This is a genomic window from Pseudomonas sp. (assembly GCF_051660785.1).
Lineage (GTDB): Bacteria > Pseudomonadota > Gammaproteobacteria > Pseudomonadales > Pseudomonadaceae > Aquipseudomonas.
In genome coordinates this window covers 1-18,187 of sequence record NZ_JBOFQE010000058.1, presented here as the reverse complement: position 1 = coordinate 18,187, position 18,187 = coordinate 1, and the positions used below count along the sequence as shown (strand labels likewise).

Sequence of the window (18,187 nt, the reverse complement as noted above, 5' to 3'; positions counted from 1 at the left end):
ACCTCTGGCGCCCTATTCAACACTCTGTGTCCAACAACAAAAATAGTGCTGGTAAATAATAATGAACACAGAAAACCAGGCTTGGCAACCGCTAATAATCCCCGTACTTCAGTGCCAACTCACTGATTTCGAACTATTAAAAGCTGACACTTCGATCAGCTCTCGCTCCTTCGCAACTGCCCCTATTGAAAACTGCTTTGGCCTGACCACGCCCGGTTGATTGTTTAACGATCCCGGCAAGGGTTTCAGGCCCGGCATACCGATTTCAGTTCGCTTTACCGACGAGGAAAATAACAATGTCTCAAACCACCGACCGTCTCTGGGGTGCGCGCTTCAAAAGCGGCCCATCCGAAGCCCTGGCGGCCTTGTCCCGTTGCCCTGAGCGCTACTTTCGCCTCACCCCGTATGACCTCGCCGGTTCCAAGGCGCATGCCCGTGAACTGCAACGCGCCGGGCTGTTGAGCGAGCAGGAAACCCAGACCATGCTCGACGCTTTGGCGCGCATCGGTGATGACTTCCGCGCCGGCAGCATCGCGCCGACCCTGGACGACGAAGACGTCCACACCTTCATCGAACGCCTGCTGACCGAACGCCTCGGCGCCCTCGGTGGCAAGCTGCGCGCCGGTCGCTCCCGTAATGACCAGACCGCCAACGACCTGCGTCTGTTCCTGCGCGATCATGTACGCACCCTGGCCGTCGAAGTGCTGGCCTTGCAGCAAGCGCTGGTGGATCAGGCCGAGCAACACATCGAAAGCATCTGCCCGGGCTTCACTCACCTGCAACAAGCCCAGCCCATCGTCTTCGCCCACCACTTGCTGGCCCACGCGCAATCGATGCTGCGTGACGTACAACGCCTGGTCGACTGGGATAATCGCACTTCCCTGTCGCCACTCGGTGCCGCGGCCATGGCTGGTTCTGCGATTGCTCGCCTGCCGCAGCAGTCAGCCAAGGAAATGGGCTACAGCGGCGTCTGCGAAAACTCCATCGACGCCGTGGCCAGCCGCGACCACGTCGCCGAGTTCCTGTTTATCGCCAGCATGCTCGGGATCAACATCTCCCGCCTTGCCGAAGAATTCTGCCTGTGGTCGTCGCGGCAATTTCGCTGGGTCGCACTGGACGACGCCTACGCCACCGGCAGCTCGATCATGCCGCAGAAGAAGAACCCGGACATCGCCGAACTGGCCCGGGGCAAGGCCGGCCGGCTAATCGGCAACCTCACCGGTTTGTTGTCGACGCTGAAATCCCTGCCGCTGTCGTACAACCGTGATCTGAGCGAAGACAAGAACGGCGTGCTCGACAGCGTCGACACCTTGCTGCTGGTGCTGCCGGCCATAGCCGGGATGGTGGCGACCATGAAGGTCAACGTTGAAGAGCTGCGGCGTCAGGCCCCGCTGGGCTTCACCCTCGCCACCGAAGTCGCCGACTGGCTGGCCATGCGTGGCGTGCCGTTCAAGGAAGCACACGAAATCACCGGTGCGCTGGTCCAGGCCTGCGAGAAACACGACATTGAATTGTGGGAAGCGTCCCCGGCGTTGTTGGCCCAGATCGATCCGCGCCTGACCGCGGAAGTGCGCGACAGCCTGACCCTTGAAGCCGCCATTGCTGCGCGCAGTGGCTGGGGCGGCACCGCGCCGCAACAAGTGCGCGAGCAGATCGGCCGCCTGAAAACCGCCCTCGCGGCGCAGCAAGAGTGGACCGAGAACTATCAGGGCTTCCGCCTCTAACGGCCGCCGCGCATAACCCTGTGGGAGCTAGCCTGCTAGCGATTTGGCTCTGTCTGACAACCATTCGCTGATTGACACACCGCAATCGCTAGCAGGCTAGCTCCCACAAGGATCTGTGTTGGATTTGAAAGAACAGTTCGGAGAAACAACATGAGCCAGACTCAGGCAGAACGACTCCAGTCGGAGCGAAAACTGGCGGAAAACCAGTTCGATATCACCCAGTACCACCACGTGCCCCGGCGTTATTACGGGCGGATTTTCTTTGCCACCGTGATCGTCATCGCGATTCTCGGGCTGGTGCGGGCCTTCGCCGAAGGCAAGATCGAATGGTCGTACATCGGCCAGTTCCTCACGTCGCAAGCGATCATGTGGGGTTTGCTCAACACCATCGTCATGGCGGTGCTGGCGATGGCGCTGGGCATCGTCTTCGGGGTGATCACCGCGATCATGCGCATGTCAGCCAACCCGATCCTGCGCTACGTGGCGGTAACTTACACCTGGCTGTTTCGCGGTACGCCGCTGATTCTGCAACTGCTGCTGTGGTTCAACCTGGCGCTGATCTTCCCCACCATCGGCATCCCCGGCGTGTTCGAAATGGACACCGTAAGCCTGATGACGCCGTTCGTGGCGGCGCTGCTCGGCTTGAGCATCAACCAGGGCGCCTACACCGCCGAAGTGGTGCGTGCCGGCCTGCTGTCGGTCGACACCGGTCAATACGAAGCAGCCAAGTCAATCGGCATGCCGCGCCTGCAAGCGCTGCGCCGGATCATCTTGCCGCAAGCCATGCGGGTGATCATTCCGCCCGTCGGCAACGAATTCATCGGCATGGTGAAAATGACCTCCCTGGCGAGCGTTATCCAATACTCGGAACTGCTCTACAACGCCCAGAACATCTACTACGCCAACGCCCGGGTAATGGAGCTGCTGATCGTCGCGGGTATCTGGTACCTGGCCACCGTCACCGTGCTGTCCTTCGGTCAAAGCCGTCTGGAGCGTCGATTCGCTCGCGGCGCCGGCAAGCGTTCTTGAGGAGATGAACATGAGAAACATCGTCAAGGCCGTGAGCCTGAACAAGTATTACGACCAGTTCCACGCCCTCAAGGACGTCAACATCGAAGTCGAGCAAGGCGAAGTGCTGTGCATCATCGGCCCGTCCGGCTCCGGCAAAAGTACCTTGCTGCGTTGCGTCAATCAGCTGGAAAAGATCGACAAGGGCGGCCTCTGGGTCGACGGCGAACTGGTGGGCTACCGCGTCGTCGGCAACAAACTGCACGAACTCAACGAGTCGCAGATCGCCCGTCAACGCCTGTCCACCGGCATGGTGTTCCAGCGTTTCAACCTGTTCCCGCACATGACCGTGCTGCAAAACATCACCGAGGGGCCGTGCCAGGTGCTCAAGCGTTCGCCCAAAGAGGCGCACGAAGAAGCCCTGGAACTGCTCGCCCGCGTCGGCCTGGCCGACAAGCGCGACAGCTACCCGATAGAACTCTCGGGTGGTCAGCAACAACGCGTCGCCATTGCCCGTGCCCTGGCCATGCGTCCCAAGCTGATGCTGTTCGATGAACCCACTTCGGCACTCGACCCGGAACTGGTCGGTGAGGTGCTGTCGGTGATGCGCGACCTCGCGCAAACCGGCATGACCATGATCGTCGTCACCCATGAACTGGGCTTCGCTCGCGAGGTTTCCAACCGCATGGTGTTCATGGACGGCGGGCAGATCGTGGAGGCTGGAAGCCCCGAAGAAATACTAATAAGTCCGCAAAACCCGCGCACCCAAAGCTTCATTTCTGCCGTTCGAACCTAGGTGCCGTTTGGCGCTCACAACACTCATAAGAGAACGACCATGAAGAACATCGTTATCCCAGCAGTACTCGCAGGCGTTATGGCTTCCGGCTTCACTTGGGCCGCCGAGCTTCCGGCCAGCATCAAGGAAAAAGGCGAGGTCGTGGTAGCGATCATGCCGAACTACCCGCCGATGGATTTCAAGGATCCGGCCACCAACACCCTCACCGGCCTTGACGTTGACCTGGGCAACGCCCTGGCCGAACGTCTGGGCGTGAAGATCAAATGGCAGGAAACCGGCTTCGAGCAGATGATCAACGCGTTGACCACCGACCGCGTGGACATGGTGATGTCGGGCATGACCGACACCGCCGAGCGTCAGGCCAGCGTGACCTTCGTCGACTACTTCACCAGCGGCCCGCAGTTCTACACCTTGCAGAAGAACAAGGACTTCAACGAGATCACCGACCTGTGCGGCAAGAAAGTCGGCACCAGCCGTCGCACCACCTTCCCGGCGGAAATCGCTGAATACAGCAAGGCCCACTGCGAAGCCGCCGGCAAACCGGCCATCGTGGTGGTCGGCACCGAAGGTTCGGCCGATGCCCGTGCACAACTTCGTCAGAGCCGGATCGATGCGGCGATGCAAGGCAGCGAGACCCTGCCTTACCTCAAGACCCAGGAAAAGGACATGTACAAGACCGTGGGTCTGCCGATCTCTTCGCAGTTCACCGGGCTGGGTGTTAGCAAGAAAAAACCTGAGCTGAGTGAAGCGCTGAAAGTCGCGTTGCAGAGCATGGTCGATGACGGCAGCTACCAGACGATCCTGAAGAAATGGGATCTGGAGCTGGGTGCGATCAAGACTGTGACCATTAACGCCGGCAAATAAGTGGTTGGGATGGGTTTTGGTGATGCTGAATGTTTTGTTCGGCTCAAGATCCACCCCTCACCCCAACCCTCTCCCCAAGGGGTAGAGGGGGCTGACCGAGTTGTTTTGTAGAAGTACTGCGACCTGAGATATCGAGTTGAACTCAGGTTTGAAAACGCTGGAGATCGGCTCCCTTTCCCCCTCTCCCCCCTGGGAGAGGGCGGGGGTGAGGGGTCGATTTAACCAGCGCTGAAGATTCAACTGACAAGCATTAAATTCAACCGGAGCGCCACACCCATGTCCTCCCCACCCCAACCCTCCTGGCCCGACCAGCACAAAGCCTGCCTCGCCCTGGCCTTCGACCTCGATGGCCCGACCGGCGATGCCATGCTCAACGGCTCGATCTGGCGCAAGCCCGAGTACTTCGGTTTCGGCGGTTACGGTCCTTACCGGGCCTTGCCGCGCATCCTCGATCTGCTCGACGACTACCGGATCCCGACGACATTTTTCGTCCCGGCCTGGGTCGTGGAGAACTGGCCAAAACAGTGCCAGGCCATTGTCGAGCGCGGGCATGAGGTGGCGTACCACGGCTACAAACACGAATCCTTTTACGCCCTGACGCTGGAACAGCAAAAGGACGTCATGAAGAAATCCCGCGAGGTGTTCTGGAACCACCTGAACATCCGCGCCGAAGGGTTTCGCACCCCGTCCGGCGACTGGCGCGCCGAAACGCCGGCGATGCTGGTGGAAGCCGGCGTGACTTACTCCAGCAGCATGCGCGGCGATGACCGCCCGTACCTGGTGAAAGTGCCGGGCCATGAAACCCCGCTGGTGGAAATCCCCGGTCGCTGGGAAATGGACGACTACGCCTCCCTCGCCTACACCCGTGCACCGGACTTCCCTTCCGGGCTGGACCGCACCGCCAGCTACGCACTGACCCTCGACAACTGGCGCCGCGAGTACGACGGCGCGATGAACGAAGGCCTGTGCCTGACCACCCTGTTCCACCCCAAGATCACCGGCAAGCCAGGTCGAATACTGCTGCTGGAAAAACTTTTCGAACACATGCGCCAGCGCGACGACGTGTGGTTTGCCACTTGCCGCGATGTCGCCCGGTGGTGGCTCAAGGAGCATCACCATGGCTGATTCCACTGTGTGGCCCAAAGGCTATCGCTGCGCCGTGATCCTGACTGTCGATTACAACGACATCCACGGCATCCTGACTCAAGCGCCTGAGGTCGCCGGGCGCGACAAGACATTATCGGTCTGGCGTTATGGCACCCAACGCGGCGTCGACCGTTTGCTCGATCTGTTCGCCGAACTCGGCGTAAAAAGCAGCTGGTGCATCCCCGGCCTCGTCGCCGAGGAAAACCCGGAGCACATTCGTGCGATTCAGGCCGGCGAGCATGAGATCGCCTGCGCAGGTTATCGCCATCAGAACTACGACCTGCTCGATCTCGCTGAACAAAGCGCGGAGATCGCCAAGGGTTGCGCGGCGTTGACAGCGCTGACCGGCCAGCGTCCGACCGGGTTTCGCCTCCCGGCCGGTAACGGTGCGCCAGGCTTCATCGAAGCGTTGAGGGATCAAGGCATTCGCTGGTCTTCGTCGTGGCGCGGCGACGACTTGCCCTTCGCTCACCCCACAGCACCCGAAGTGATCGAGTTGCCATTGCACTACGAACTGGAAGACGAACCCTACTTCGCCTTCAACCTCAGCCCGGCGGTGCCGCCGGCGCAATCGCGAATCGCCTCTTACAGCCATACCCTGAGCAACCTGCAAATGGACTTCGCCGGGTTTCACCGCTTTGGCCTGTGTTACGTGCTGCGCCTGCACCCGGAAATCATTGCCACGCCGGGACGGATTGGCGTGTTGCGCGAATTGCTTGAAGGCATCCAGCAGCACGATGACGTGTGGATCGCCACGGCCGGCGAAGTCGCGCAATGGTGGGCGGATTCGGTAGCACCCGTGACCGAGGATCACCCGGCATCGGTGTATGAGCGGCACTATCGGGATTACCTCCTATGACTGAACGCATGCAGCGACTGGCGCAGTTTTGCGTCGACACACGGTTTGAAGACTTGCCACCGGCCCTGGTGGCGCAAGCCAAGCGACACATCCTCGACACCTTCGGCGCAACCTTGGCCGGGGCAGACAGCGAGGTGGCGAAGCAGGCGCGCCAGGTATTTGCAGGTGAAGCCGGCTACACCTTGGTCTGGGGCGCCGACCTGCGCGTAGGTGCTGCCCAAGCGGCAATCCTCAACGGCATCGCCGCCCATGCCCTGGAACTGGACGATACCGGTGGCTGCGATCATTCCGGCGCGGTGGTGCTGCCGGCGGTCATGGCCGCGTTGTCGATGCAGACGGAACCGGTCAACGGTCGCGAGTTGATTACCGCCGTGGTGATTGGCTACGAAGTCAGCCGTCGCGTGCTCGAAGCCTGCGGCGGTTACTCGGCACACAACGGCGCTGGCTGGCATTCGACCGCGACCTGCGGGGTGTTCGGCGCTGCGGCGGCCAGTGCGCGGATTCTGGGTTTGAATACAGAACAGACGGTATCGGCGCTGGGCATAGCCGGCAGTTTCAGCGGCGGGTTGTGGGCCTTCATCCACGACGGCTCGCAGAGTAAAAAGCTGCACAGCGGTCGCGCAGCCGAAGGCGGATTGCTGGCAGCGCGGTTTGCTCAACAAGGCATCAGCGGGCCGAAGCAGTTGTTCGAGGATGTCTGGGGCGGTTTTCTCAGAACCCTGGCCGGCGTGTCTTCAGACCCGAGCGCGCTCGATGCCGATCTGGGCGTCGTGTGGAAGCTTGCCCGCTGTTCAATCAAGCCATACGCCGCGTGCAGGGGGACTCATTCGGCAATCGATGCGTTGGGGTTGCTGCTGGATGAACTGCAGATCGATACCGATCACATTGAAGACATCGAGGTTTCGTTGTGCGGGTTTCTTCATGACATGTGCGGCGGTCAGGATGTCGGCACACTGGCAGGCGCGCAGATGAGCCTGCCGTATGCCCTCGCCGCCCGGCTGGTGCATGGGCATTGCCGGCTGGAGGCTTATGACAAGGCAGAACGGGGTGATCCGCGGATTGCCCACTGGATGTCGCGCATTCGTCTTGAAGTGGATCCGCAACTGTCAGAGGATGGCGAGCCCGTTGTCAGCGTGCGGACCGTGGACGGTCGGCAGGCGAGCCTGTGTGTTGACCCACCACTGGGCGCGCCGGGGAATCCGTTGAGTGACGAGGCGCTGGAGGAGAAGTTTTTCAGTCTGGCGACGCGGGTGATGCCGCGGTCGCAAGCGCATGAACTGCTTGAGCAATTGTGGCGGCTGGATGCGCTTGATTCGGTTCGTTCGCTGGATCGGTGGCTGACTTGAAACCTGTATTTCCATTGACGCCCCTATCGCGAGCAGGCTCGCTCCCACAGTTGATATGTAGTGATCACACATTTTATGGCCACTGAAGATCCAATGTGGGAGCGAGCCTGCTCGCGATGGCAGCGACTCGGTCCCGCGTCGAACACTACAAAATCTGAATAAGGACATTTGCCCCACCGTGGCCACTTACTCACTCGTTATCCGCCGGTTGATGATCGTTTCACTGACCATCGTCGTCAGCCGCGCCATCACCAGCCCGCTGCTCACGTTGTTCCTGAGCAACAAACTCGGTCTCAACCAACAGGATGTCGGTTTGTTGCTGGGCATCGCGGTGTTCATCGCCACCCTGCTCGCGCTTTACGGCGGTTACATCATTGACCGCCTCGAGAAGCGTCGGCTGTTGATCCTGGCCATGCTCTCCAGCGCCATCGGCTTTGTGCTGCTAACCTTCGCCGAAAACCTCTACCTGACCACCGCCACCCTGGTGATCACCGAAACCGCCTCGGCGCTGTTCCTGATCGGCTCCAAGGCGATCCTCAGCGAAAACCTGCCCATGGGTCAGCGCGCCAAAGCCTTTTCGCTGCGCTATACCCTGACCAACATCGGCTACGCCACCGGCCCGATGCTCGGCGTGGTGATTGCCGGCGTATACCCGATTGCGCCGTTCCTGATTGCTGGCGGCATCGCGTTCTTCAGTATTTTCCTGATGATCGGAATACCAAAGGACTCGGCCCCGACACCCGCCATCGGCCAGCCCCAAAGTTTTCTCAAGACGCTGATCACCCTCAAGAACGACCGCACGCTGATCATGTTCACCTGCGGCTGCCTGCTCAGCACCGTGGTCCACGGCCGTTTCACCCTGTACCTGTCGCAATACCTGCTGGTGACCCACGACTCCAAGCGCGCGCTGGAAACCATGGCCGCCCTGCTCGCCTGCAACGCCATCAGCGTGATCCTGCTGCAGTACCAGATCGGCCGTTTCCTCAAGCGCGAACAACTGCGTTACTGGATCGCCGGCGGCACCAGCCTGTTTATCGTCGGGCTGATCGGCTTCAGCCTGGCCGACAGCCTGGTGAGCTGGTGCGTGGCGATGTTCATCTTCACCCTCGGTGAAATGATCATTTACCCCGCCGAATTTCTCTTCGTCGACACCCTGGCCCCGGAAGAACTGCGCGGCAGTTACTACGGCGCACAGAACCTGGCAGCCCTCGGCGGTGCGCTAAGCCCGGTGATTTGCGGATTCCTGCTGATGCACACCCCGGCGCAGACAATGTTTTACGCCCTGAGCGCGTTGACGGCCATGGGCGGCTTCCTGTGTTTCATGAGTGGCCGCCGAGTCGCCTTACAGCAAAAATAATGCACTCAAGCTGCATTAATATGAATTTGTCAGCATCGGCAATGAACGGCACACTGTGCCCTGTTCCTCCCCCAATTGTTGGAACACCTTCAAGGGCTTTCTGGGTTTCCCAGCTAAGCCTTTTTTTTGCATAGCTTTTTGTCAACGGATCGTTTGCCTCATGCTCGCTCGCTGGTTACCCGCCGCCATCAACACCCGTCCTTCCGAATGGAGTCGCGCTGCCATCGGCATGTCCCTGGGCACGATGTTCAGCGTCTGGCTGTGCGCTCAGGTGTTCGGCATGGAAGTGGCCCAGCATTTGATCGGTCCGTTGGGTGCCTCGGCGGTGTTGCTCTTCGCCGTGTCCTCCGGCGCCCTCGCACAGCCGTGGTCGATACTCGGCGGATACTTGAGCGCCGGCGTCGTGTCGCTGCTGGTAGCCCACGTACTTGGGCGAACCCTCGGCAGCGCATGCCTGGCGGCGGGTATGGCGCTGATTCTGATGTGCTGGCTGCGTTGCCTGCACCCACCGGCCGGGGCGTTGGCGCTGCTGTTGGTGCTAGCCGACCCGGCGACAATCGCGCTGGACTGGAAAGCCCTCGGCGCGGTGATGCTCGCCGCAATGACCATGCTGCTCAGCGCCCTGGCGTACAACAACCTGACGCGCATCCGCTACCCCAAACGCGCCAGCGAACCGGTGGCCGTCATTCCCGCCGATCACCCGCCCGTCGACAGCCAGGCCATTAATGTCCAAGACCTGAAACTGGCCCTGGCGGAGATGGAAGCGTTCTTCGATGTCACGCCGGAAGACCTGGAGCAACTGATTCATATCAGTGAGTTACACGCTAAACGTCGCAGTATTGGTGAAGTGTTGGCCCGTAGCTGATAACGTCATAGAAGCCGACAAACGGTCGGTGCATGTCGACAAACTGCGGCTAAATTCAAATCTGTACCGCATAGAGTTGTCTGCCTTTCACTACGAAGTCTGGCCCGCCGTAACGTCCAGTAGCGATGACATGGAAGAAGTCTGGCTATGGAGAAACACTCGACATCGTTGAGTGGCGACGCTGCCTTCGCGCTTTGACAGAACCGCACCTCCCAGAAGCAACAACACGCAATCCTTCGCGTATTTTGCTGTTCGTGAATGCTCCGGGTACGTGATTCGTACTTGAAGGGCTCTGTTGTTCTTTGCTCTGCCAGCTCTCTGCTCTGGTGGTTTCGAAACCTTTTTTTCGAAAACTGCGAGAGGGAAGTCTCATGAGCGATTCACTTCTGAAAATACTGCAAGGACCTGAGTTCGATCCGCGAATCCGCCATCAGCTGCCATTGCGCGAGTACATGGGCCTGACCATCAGACGCATGCGCGAAATCGTCCAGTCCGGCCTGATCACCAATGACATGTGGCGCGGTCAGCCCCGGCAGTCGGACTTTCGACAGATGTGCGATTTCCTGGGCCACGTCGGTGCGTTTGACTACGCGCTGTTCTCCTCGATCGTCGACCACATGATCGCCGGTAACGCGTTGTTTGCTCAGGCGGATGCGCTGCAAGTCACGCATTACCGGCAAGAAGTCATCGAAATGAGCGCGGTTTACGCATTCGGCTGCACCGAAATCAACAGCGGCTCTGACGTGCGTAACCTGCAAACCACGGTCACCTTTGATCCCTTGAGTCAGTGCCTGACGCTGCATACCCCATCACCCGGTGCCTGTAAATTCTGGATCGGCAATGCGCTGCACGCGGCACAGGTTGTCATGGTGCTGGCGCGTTTGATCGTGAATGACGAGGACGAGGGACTGCACTGGTTCCGGGTGGTGATCCGCGAGCAGGAAAATGGCCCGCTGTCAGCTGGCGTCAAGGTCATGGCCTGCGACCCAAAAGGCGGGATCCACGCCAATCAAGTGGCCGGCATCCGCTTCTGTGAGATGAGATTGCCGCTGGACGCGATGATGCAACGGCACGCCCGGTTCACAGGTGACGGTCAATTTATCAGCGACATTCCCAGAGACCAGCGTGCGACCCGCGCCATGGAGACGTTCATTCAGGAGCGTGTGTTCCTTTTGGCTGCGGCGCGTGGCGGCGCAGGTCTGTGCGCGCATCTGGCATACCGCTTCGTCTGCCATCGAATGGTGAAAAACGCCGACTCCAGTGAGCCGTTGCTGGCCAAACCCCTGATTCGGCAACGGCTGTACGTCGAACAGCTCAAGGCACTCGCGCTGAAACTTCTGGAGCAAGCCATCCTGTCGCGCTTCGAAGACCTGTGGGATCAGCCGGACAAACGCAAAGAGCTGCATATTCTTGCGGCCGTCGCCAAAAGTGTCGGCACCTGGATGGGGCTGGACGTGATGCGCATGTGCCGCGAACTGTGTGGCTCCCAGGGTTTTCACCATTACAACCAGATCGTCACGCTGTGCATGGACTGCGAGATCAGCATCACCTTCGCCGGTGACAACAGTGTCATGGCCTATCAAGTGGCCAGGGATGCGGTGACCCGACCGCGGTTTGCCTCGCACCCCACGGGCAACATTGCCCAGCGCATTGAAAAAAAGATTGTCGAGCAGTGTCGCGGTCCGGGCGAAGTGTCGCACCGTCAGGCGTTGGCGTTGACCTATGCCAGAGCCCTTGACCTGATCATCGACGAAGTACAGCGCAATCAACTCGTGTCGCCAGAAATGAGCCACGACCTTGTCCATGTCTTTGCTGCGCACTTGAGCGAAGGTGGGTTGACCGTTGACAGCGCCAATTTGAACGTTCAAGCGACTGAAGCTCAGCTAGCGCTGCTGGCGACGTTGTTGGCGCCGGAGCCGGAACTGATCAGTGCGCCGATCAATAATTCGGACTATCTCCGGCGATTCACCGATGCCTTGTACGAGGAGCAATGAAATGGACATTCAATCGCTGCTCGACTTCACCCGTCGCGAGACTGTTCGTGATCCTTATGAAGCCTACGCCTGGTTGCGAGAGCATCACCCGGTTTATTGGTGTTCGCACTTTCAAGCCTGGTTTCTGACTCGGTACAGCGACGTGTTCGCCGCGCAGGCCGACACTCAACGCTACTCCTCGAACCGTATGCAACAACTGGTGGATGCCCAGGTGCCGCCGGAAAAACGCGCGCAACTGGCAACGTTCGTCAAACTCGCGTCCGAATGGATGTACTCGCAGGATGGCACAGCGCACAAGGACAGTCGTCACCTGCTGGGTAAAGCGTTCACGCCCCGCACCATTGAATCCTTGCGTCAAACTGTTCAGGAGATCACTGATGCCGAACTGTCCCGGCTCGAACCGCAGACGGATCTGATGGAGAACCTGTTCAACCGCGTTCCGGCCCTGATCCTGGCCCATCTCTATGGCATCCCTCGCGAAGACGCGCTGAAGCTCAGGCGCTGGACGGATTGCATTCTGATCTTTCTGGTTGGGAGCCTGGACCCGGACGTTGGGCCTGCTCAGGCGCTGAAAGGCGTTGAAGAGATGTACGCCTATTTCGCTGAGGTCATCGAGCAGCGTCGAAAACAGCCTGAGGATGACTTGGTCAGCCGGGTACTGGAGGCCAGTGTGGAAAGCGATTCGAGCACTGATCAGGTGCTGGCGCAGATTGTCTTCATCCTGGTCGCGGGCTACACCACCAGTGCGGATCAGCTGTGCATCGGTTTGTTGCACCTGCTTGAGCATCCCGATCAGTTTGAAACACTGAAGGCGGATCTGCACCTGATCAAACCGGCCATCGAAGAGATGCTGCGCTTCGATTCTGCCGGTTCATTCAGCCATCGGGTGCTCAACGAAGACGTCTCGATCCATGGCGTCACGATGAAACAAGGCGATCTGGTCTACCTGATGCGCGCCTCTGCCAATCGTGACCCCGAGAAATTCCCCGACCCCGACCGATTCGATATACGCCGAAAACACAACGATCACCTGGCGTTTGGTCGGGGTGAGCATTTCTGCATGGGGACCGCATTGTTCCGCCTTGAAGCTGAAGTGGTTTTTACCTCGCTGTTCAAGCGCTTTCCCGAGTTGAGCCTGATTGCTGACAAACCTGCGATCTGGCGCGACAACAATCTGCAATTTCGTGGACTGAAATCACTGCCCATTGATCTGGGCAAGGGAGATGGGCAATGAAAATTCAACGGGTTTTTTCGCAGGCACCGTGGGAGAAAATGGCTGGCTATTGCAGGGCAATACGGGTTGGCGAACGCATTCTGATGGGGGGCACGGTAGCGTTCGATGACAAGGGCAAGCCTTACAAACCGGGGAATGCGTACAAGCAAACCCTGCGTTGCCTGGAGATTATTGAAACCTCTATCAAACAGCTCGGCGTAGATCGACGAAGCATTATCGGCATCCGCATCTACACCACCAGCATGAAGTTCTGGCCGAAGATCGCCAGGGCTCACAAAGAGTTCTTCGAAGGCCATCCGCCGACATTGATGTGTCTGGCGGTCTCCGAGTTGATCAGCAAGGAGTATGTGGTTGAAATCACAACCGAGGCAACGGCTTGCGAGATTGAACTATGACGTCCCATCAGCAGGACTCGGAACCTGGCGTCGAAAGCACCAGAACAGCGCTTCGCGACTTGATGGTGGTCAACGTTCGCGACCTTTCGATCAAGCGTCATGGGCGAGCGCTGCCATTGCGAATCTACACCCCCGCCGGCTCGGGGCCGTTTGCGGTGCTGATGTTTGTCCATGGCGGCGGCTGGGTCACCGGCGACCTGGACACCCACGACGGCTTTTGCCGACACATGTGTGAATGGGCAGGTTGTGCCGTGGTCGCCGTGGACTATGCACGCCCTCCGGAATACGTGTTTCCCGCGGCGGTAGAAGATTGCTGTGCAGCGACCGAGTGGGTTGCCGAACACGGCCCGTCCCTGGGGCTGGATCCTTCCCGAATGGCAGTGGCCGGTGGCGGTTCCGGCGGTGGGCTGGCGGCGGTCATCTGCCAATGGGCCCGTGACCAAGGCAAGCCGCCGATCATGTTTCAACTGTTGCTTTACCCCTTGCTCGACTGTCTGGCTGAAAATCCTTCCCACAGAGAATTCGCCGAAGGGTTCGGGCTGACCGGCAAAATGCTTGAGTGGTATATCGATCACTATGTGCCAAAAGGCGTTTCCCGCAGCGATCCACGTCTGTCTCCCGTGCGGCATGGAAACCTGAGTGGCTTGCCGCCAGCGCTGATCATCACCTCTGAACTGGATGTATTGCGGGACGAAGGCCGGGAGTACGTGCGCCGACTCACGGAGGCTGACGTGCCGGTTCAACACAAAGAGTATCCGGGCATGCATCACGGCTTTATCAACTACCCGGCGAGTTTTGATGATGCCAGGCAGGCACTGCTGCTCTGCGCTCAGGTTCTGCAAAAGCACCTTCGCCATTGAATGTAGAAAGGGCCAGAGTTGATACCCTGGCCCGAATCACGCTGGAAACCATACTTGCAGACGCTGAAAACCCTGTGGCGAGGTAATGCTGTTCACTTAAGACAATCATCAGTCGAGCGAGAACCTGTGGCGAGGGGATTTATCCCCGCTGGGCTGCGAAGCGGCCCCCTGCGCTCGTTCAGACAGACCGAGCTGTGTGGATTTACGACTGCTTCGCAGCCGAACGGGGCGGTGCGACGTTTCGCTAAATCCCCTCGCCACAAGTATGTGCCCCCTTCGAAATCCGCTTTAGCCCTGCGGGCCGACGTTATCCAGCACCCGGTTCGCGGTGATCTCCGCCATCATGATGCTGTTCGAAATACCCAGCAGCGCATAGCGCGACTCACCCTCCAGGTGATCCACCAACTGTTGCACCATCACATCAACCGAGGCCAACGTCTCGACCAGATAAACCGCCAGGGTTTCGGTCGTGGCCTCAGGGTCTACGGAAAACAGGGTGCTGCGTGTTCGCGGGGTGGATTTGATGTCGGCGTTCGACGGGAAGTGGAAGTCGAGCGCCCGCTCGGCGGCCTCGTTGAGTTTTTTGGAATCGGTGGATTCGTAGGGGGAAACGTCGTCTGTTTCGGGTGGATTGGGTGTTGGTTTGAACATAGGTGCAGACCTCTTACGTCTTTAAAAGGAAGCCATCACTCTCGCTACCAAACGAAGGGTGGCGGCCATGCGCAGGTTGGTAGACCGGGACGTAAGGAGACCGGCGCGCCCGAAAGCGCCCTGTGCATGACCACCATAAAGCAGAGTCGAACAAACGCTGCGAATCATGATGCTTATGCACCTTACGTCACCCGGGGCTACCAAACCCCATCGCTGCTCTTCAGCGACGGGGAAACGATAAAACCCAGGCCCAAGGCGCACAAGCCGGCGGATTCTGGCGCAGTCGTAGGCAACGACGCAAGGATGTGTAGCCTGAGAGAGTGTCTGGAGATGTCTATTAAACATCGCTGTTTAATTCTGCCCCGGGCTGAGGTCGCAAGGTTGCCCTGCAACATGGAATCTTCCACATTGAGAGTCATGCAAATATGCAGGAAGCACCTGCACATATCCCGGTTGTACATCACAAATTTGCACTGGTACGATCCAGCATCGCTCGCGCGCGAGCTTCTCTATAAAGAACAATAAAAGCAGGGAGTTAGTGATGACTGCTCAGGTTTCATCGAAGGGGACTTCGTCCATGAATGCCATGCAAAACGAAGTGCTGGCCGAGGTTCGCAACCACATCGGTCACCTGACCCTCAATCGCCCCGCCGGCCTCAACGCCATTACCCTCGAAATGGTTCGCGACCTGCAGCGTCAGCTGGATGCCTGGGCGGTGGATTCCAACGTGCACGCGGTGGTCTTGCGCGGTGCCGGCGAGAAAGCGTTCTGTGCCGGTGGCGACATTCGTTCGCTGTATGACAGTTACAAGAACGGCGAAACGCTGCACGAAGATTTCTTCGTCGAGGAATACGCCCTCGACCTCGCGATTCACCATTACCGTAAGCCGGTGCTGGCCCTGATGGACGGCTTTGTTCTCGGCGGTGGTATGGGGCTGGTGCAAGGCACTGATCTGCGTGTGGTCACCGAGAAGAGCCGTCTGGCGATGCCGGAAGTGGCCATCGGTTATTTCCCGGACGTCGGTGGCAGTCACTTCCTGCCACGGGTGCCCGGTGAACTGGGAATTTATCTGGGCGTCAGCGGCGTGCAGATCCGTGCGGCGGATGCGCTCTATTGCGGTTTGGCCGACTGGTTTCTGGAAAGCGAAAAACTTGCCACCCTCGACGAACAACTCGATCAGCTTGAATGGCACGACACGCCGCTCAAGGACCTGCAAGGCCTGCTGGCCAAACTCGCCGTGCAGCAGCTCCCCGACGCGCCATTGAAAGCGCTGCGCCCGGCCATCGATCACTTCTTCGCCCTGCCCGATGTGCCGAGTATTGTTGAGCAACTGCGTGAAGTCACAGTCGCCGACAGCCATGAATGGGCCCTGAGCACCGCTGACCTGCTGGAAAGCCGTTCGCCGCTGGCGATGGGCGTGACCCTGGAAATGCTGCGTCGCGGTCGACAATTGAGCCTGGAAGACTGCTTCGCCCTTGAGCTGCACCTGGACCGTCAGTGGTTCGAGCGCGGCGACCTGATCGAAGGCGTGCGCGCCTTGCTGATCGATAAAGACAAGCAACCGCGCTGGAACCCGCCGACCTTGCAAGCGCTGGACGCCGAGCACGTCGCGAGTTTCTTCAGCGGTTTTGACCAGAGCGGGAGCTGAGCCATGCACGATATCGAATTGAGCGAAGAGCAAGTCATGATCCGCGACATGGCCCGGGACTTTGCCCGCGGCGAAATCGCGCCCCACGCGCAAGCCTGGGAAAAGGCCGGCTGGATCGATGACGGTCTGGTGGCGAAGATGGGCGAACTGGGCCTGTTGGGCATGGTGGTGCCGGAAGAATGGGGCGGCACTTATGTCGACTACGTTGCCTATGCCTTGGCCGTGGAAGAGATTTCCGCCGGCGATGGCGCCACCGGCGCGTTGATGAGCATCCACAACTCGGTCGGCTGCGGCCCCGTGCTCAACTACGGCACCGAAGAACAGAAACAAACGTGGCTGCCGGACCTGGCCAGCGGCCAGGCGATCGGCTGCTTCTGCCTGACCGAGCCGCAAGCCGGCTCCGAAGCGCATAACCTGCGCACCCGCGCTGAACTGCGCGACGGCCAATGGGTGATCAACGGCGCCAAGCAATTCGTCAGCAACGGCAAACGGGCGAAACTGGCGATTGTGTTTGCCGTGACCGATCCGGACCTGGGCAAGCGCGGCATCTCGGCGTTCCTGGTGCCGACCGATACCGCCGGTTTCATCGTCGACCGCACCGAACACAAGATGGGCATCCGCGCCTCGGATACTTGCGCGGTGACGTTGAACAACTGCACGATTCCCGAAGCCAACCTGCTGGGTGATCGCGGCAAAGGGCTGGCGATTGCCCTGTCCAATCTTGAAGGCGGCCGCATCGGCATCGCCGCGCAAGCATTGGGCATTGCCCGGGCGGCATTCGAAGCCGCACTGGATTACGCCCGAGGCCGCGTGCAATTCGACAAGCCGATCATCGAGCACCAGAGCATCGCCAACCTGCTGGCCGACATGCACACCCGGCTGAACGCGGCGCGCTTGTTGATTCTGCATGCTGCGCGGCTGCGCAGTGCCGGCAAGCCGTGCCTGTCCGAGGCTTCGCAGGCGAAATTGTTTGCGTCGGAAATGGCCGAGAAGGTCTGCTCGTCGGCGATGCAGATTCATGGCGGGTATGGGTATCTGGAGGATTACCCGGTGGAGCGCTATTACAGGGATGCGCGAATTACGCAAATTTATGAAGGGTCGAGCGAGATACAGCGGATGGTGATTGCTCGGGAGCTTAAGAACTACCTTGTGTGAGGTCTGGGATCGGGGGTGGTCTTTGAATCCACCCCTCACCCTAACCCTCTCCCCAGAGGGGCGAGGGGACTGACCGAGTTGTTTTTCGAGTTACATCGACCTGAAAGTTCCGAGTCGAACTCAGGTTGGAAGAGCATGAAGATCGGCTCCCTTTCCCCCTCTCCCCCGTGGGGAGAGGGCTGGGGTGGGTAAAAACCGGGTACATCCTTTACGTTTGAGACCGGGGACATGGTTTACAGGTATCAATCATGGTCAGGAGGTACTGACCATGCCCTGGAATCGAGA

Annotated in this window: 16 protein-coding genes; 15 read left to right on the top strand and 1 reads right to left on the bottom strand. The window is 59.4% G+C overall.

All coding sequences use genetic code 11. The features are described 5' to 3' along the window. Positions 1-296 precede the first annotated feature (296 nt). The 13 genes from argH to ACRC4F_RS14050 all read left to right on the top strand — a co-directional run bounded on the left by argH (position 297) and on the right by ACRC4F_RS14050 (position 14,448). On the top strand, positions 297-1,724 hold the full coding sequence (gene argH, locus ACRC4F_RS14110; protein ID WP_438659851.1) for an argininosuccinate lyase: 1,428 nt from the start codon (positions 297-299) through the stop codon (positions 1,722-1,724). 150 nt (positions 1,725-1,874) lie between these two features. Further along, positions 1,875-2,753, top strand: a complete 879-nt coding sequence (locus tag ACRC4F_RS14105) for an amino acid ABC transporter permease (RefSeq protein WP_438659850.1) — start codon at positions 1,875-1,877, stop codon at positions 2,751-2,753. Positions 2,754-2,763: 10 nt separating this feature from the next. Beyond that, entirely contained in the window at positions 2,764-3,528 is a 765-nt protein-coding gene (locus tag ACRC4F_RS14100; protein WP_438659849.1) for an amino acid ABC transporter ATP-binding protein, read from the top strand. 39 nt (positions 3,529-3,567) lie between these two features. Then, positions 3,568-4,392 (top strand): ABC transporter substrate-binding protein, encoded by an 825-nt coding sequence (locus ACRC4F_RS14095; RefSeq protein WP_438659848.1) that lies wholly within the window; start codon positions 3,568-3,570, stop codon positions 4,390-4,392. Between the two features lie 276 nt (positions 4,393-4,668). After that, positions 4,669-5,517, top strand: coding sequence for a polysaccharide deacetylase family protein (locus ACRC4F_RS14090; protein WP_438659847.1), 849 nt, complete (start codon positions 4,669-4,671; stop codon positions 5,515-5,517). Next, positions 5,510-6,397, top strand: a complete 888-nt coding sequence (locus ACRC4F_RS14085) for a polysaccharide deacetylase family protein (RefSeq protein WP_438659846.1) — start codon at positions 5,510-5,512, stop codon at positions 6,395-6,397. The genes ACRC4F_RS14090 and ACRC4F_RS14085 overlap by 8 nt, the downstream gene beginning before the upstream one ends. After that, entirely contained in the window at positions 6,394-7,743 is a 1,350-nt protein-coding gene (locus ACRC4F_RS14080) for an MmgE/PrpD family protein (RefSeq protein WP_438659845.1), read from the top strand. Before ACRC4F_RS14085 ends, ACRC4F_RS14080 begins: the two co-directional genes overlap by 4 nt. 178 nt (positions 7,744-7,921) lie before the next feature. Next, positions 7,922-9,100: an MFS transporter gene (locus tag ACRC4F_RS14075; RefSeq protein WP_438659844.1), complete on the top strand. Its 1,179-nt coding sequence runs from the start codon at positions 7,922-7,924 to the stop codon at positions 9,098-9,100. Between the two features lie 160 nt (positions 9,101-9,260). Then, positions 9,261-9,965: an HPP family protein gene (locus ACRC4F_RS14070; RefSeq protein WP_438659843.1), complete on the top strand. Its 705-nt coding sequence runs from the start codon at positions 9,261-9,263 to the stop codon at positions 9,963-9,965. A gap of 371 nt (positions 9,966-10,336) precedes the next feature. Continuing rightward, a complete protein-coding gene (locus ACRC4F_RS14065; protein WP_438659842.1) occupies positions 10,337-11,959 on the top strand; it encodes an acyl-CoA dehydrogenase family protein in 1,623 nt (540 codons plus the stop codon). Position 11,960: 1 nt separating this feature from the next. After that, a complete protein-coding gene (locus tag ACRC4F_RS14060; RefSeq protein WP_438659841.1) occupies positions 11,961-13,193 on the top strand; it encodes a cytochrome P450 in 1,233 nt (410 codons plus the stop codon). Next, positions 13,190-13,588, top strand: coding sequence for a Rid family hydrolase (locus tag ACRC4F_RS14055; RefSeq protein ID WP_438659840.1), 399 nt, complete (start codon positions 13,190-13,192; stop codon positions 13,586-13,588). Before ACRC4F_RS14060 ends, ACRC4F_RS14055 begins: the two co-directional genes overlap by 4 nt. Continuing rightward, complete coding sequence (locus ACRC4F_RS14050; RefSeq protein WP_438659839.1) at positions 13,585-14,448, top strand: alpha/beta hydrolase; 864 nt, start codon at positions 13,585-13,587, stop codon at positions 14,446-14,448. Before ACRC4F_RS14055 ends, ACRC4F_RS14050 begins: the two co-directional genes overlap by 4 nt. A 288-nt stretch (positions 14,449-14,736) precedes the next feature. On the opposite strand, the gene ACRC4F_RS14045 is transcribed toward ACRC4F_RS14050, so the two are convergent. Next, positions 14,737-15,099, bottom strand: a complete 363-nt coding sequence (locus ACRC4F_RS14045; protein ID WP_438659838.1) for a DUF6124 family protein — start codon at positions 15,097-15,099, stop codon at positions 14,737-14,739. Positions 15,100-15,640: 541 nt separating this feature from the next. On the opposite strand from ACRC4F_RS14045, the gene ACRC4F_RS14040 reads away from it, so the two are divergent. Both ACRC4F_RS14040 and ACRC4F_RS14035 read left to right on the top strand, forming a co-directional pair. Next, positions 15,641-16,747 (top strand): enoyl-CoA hydratase/isomerase family protein, encoded by a 1,107-nt coding sequence (locus tag ACRC4F_RS14040; RefSeq protein WP_438659837.1) that lies wholly within the window; start codon positions 15,641-15,643, stop codon positions 16,745-16,747. A 3-nt stretch (positions 16,748-16,750) separates the two neighbouring features. After that, positions 16,751-17,902, top strand: a complete 1,152-nt coding sequence (locus ACRC4F_RS14035) for an acyl-CoA dehydrogenase family protein (RefSeq protein WP_438659836.1) — start codon at positions 16,751-16,753, stop codon at positions 17,900-17,902. Positions 17,903-18,187 lie beyond the last annotated feature (285 nt).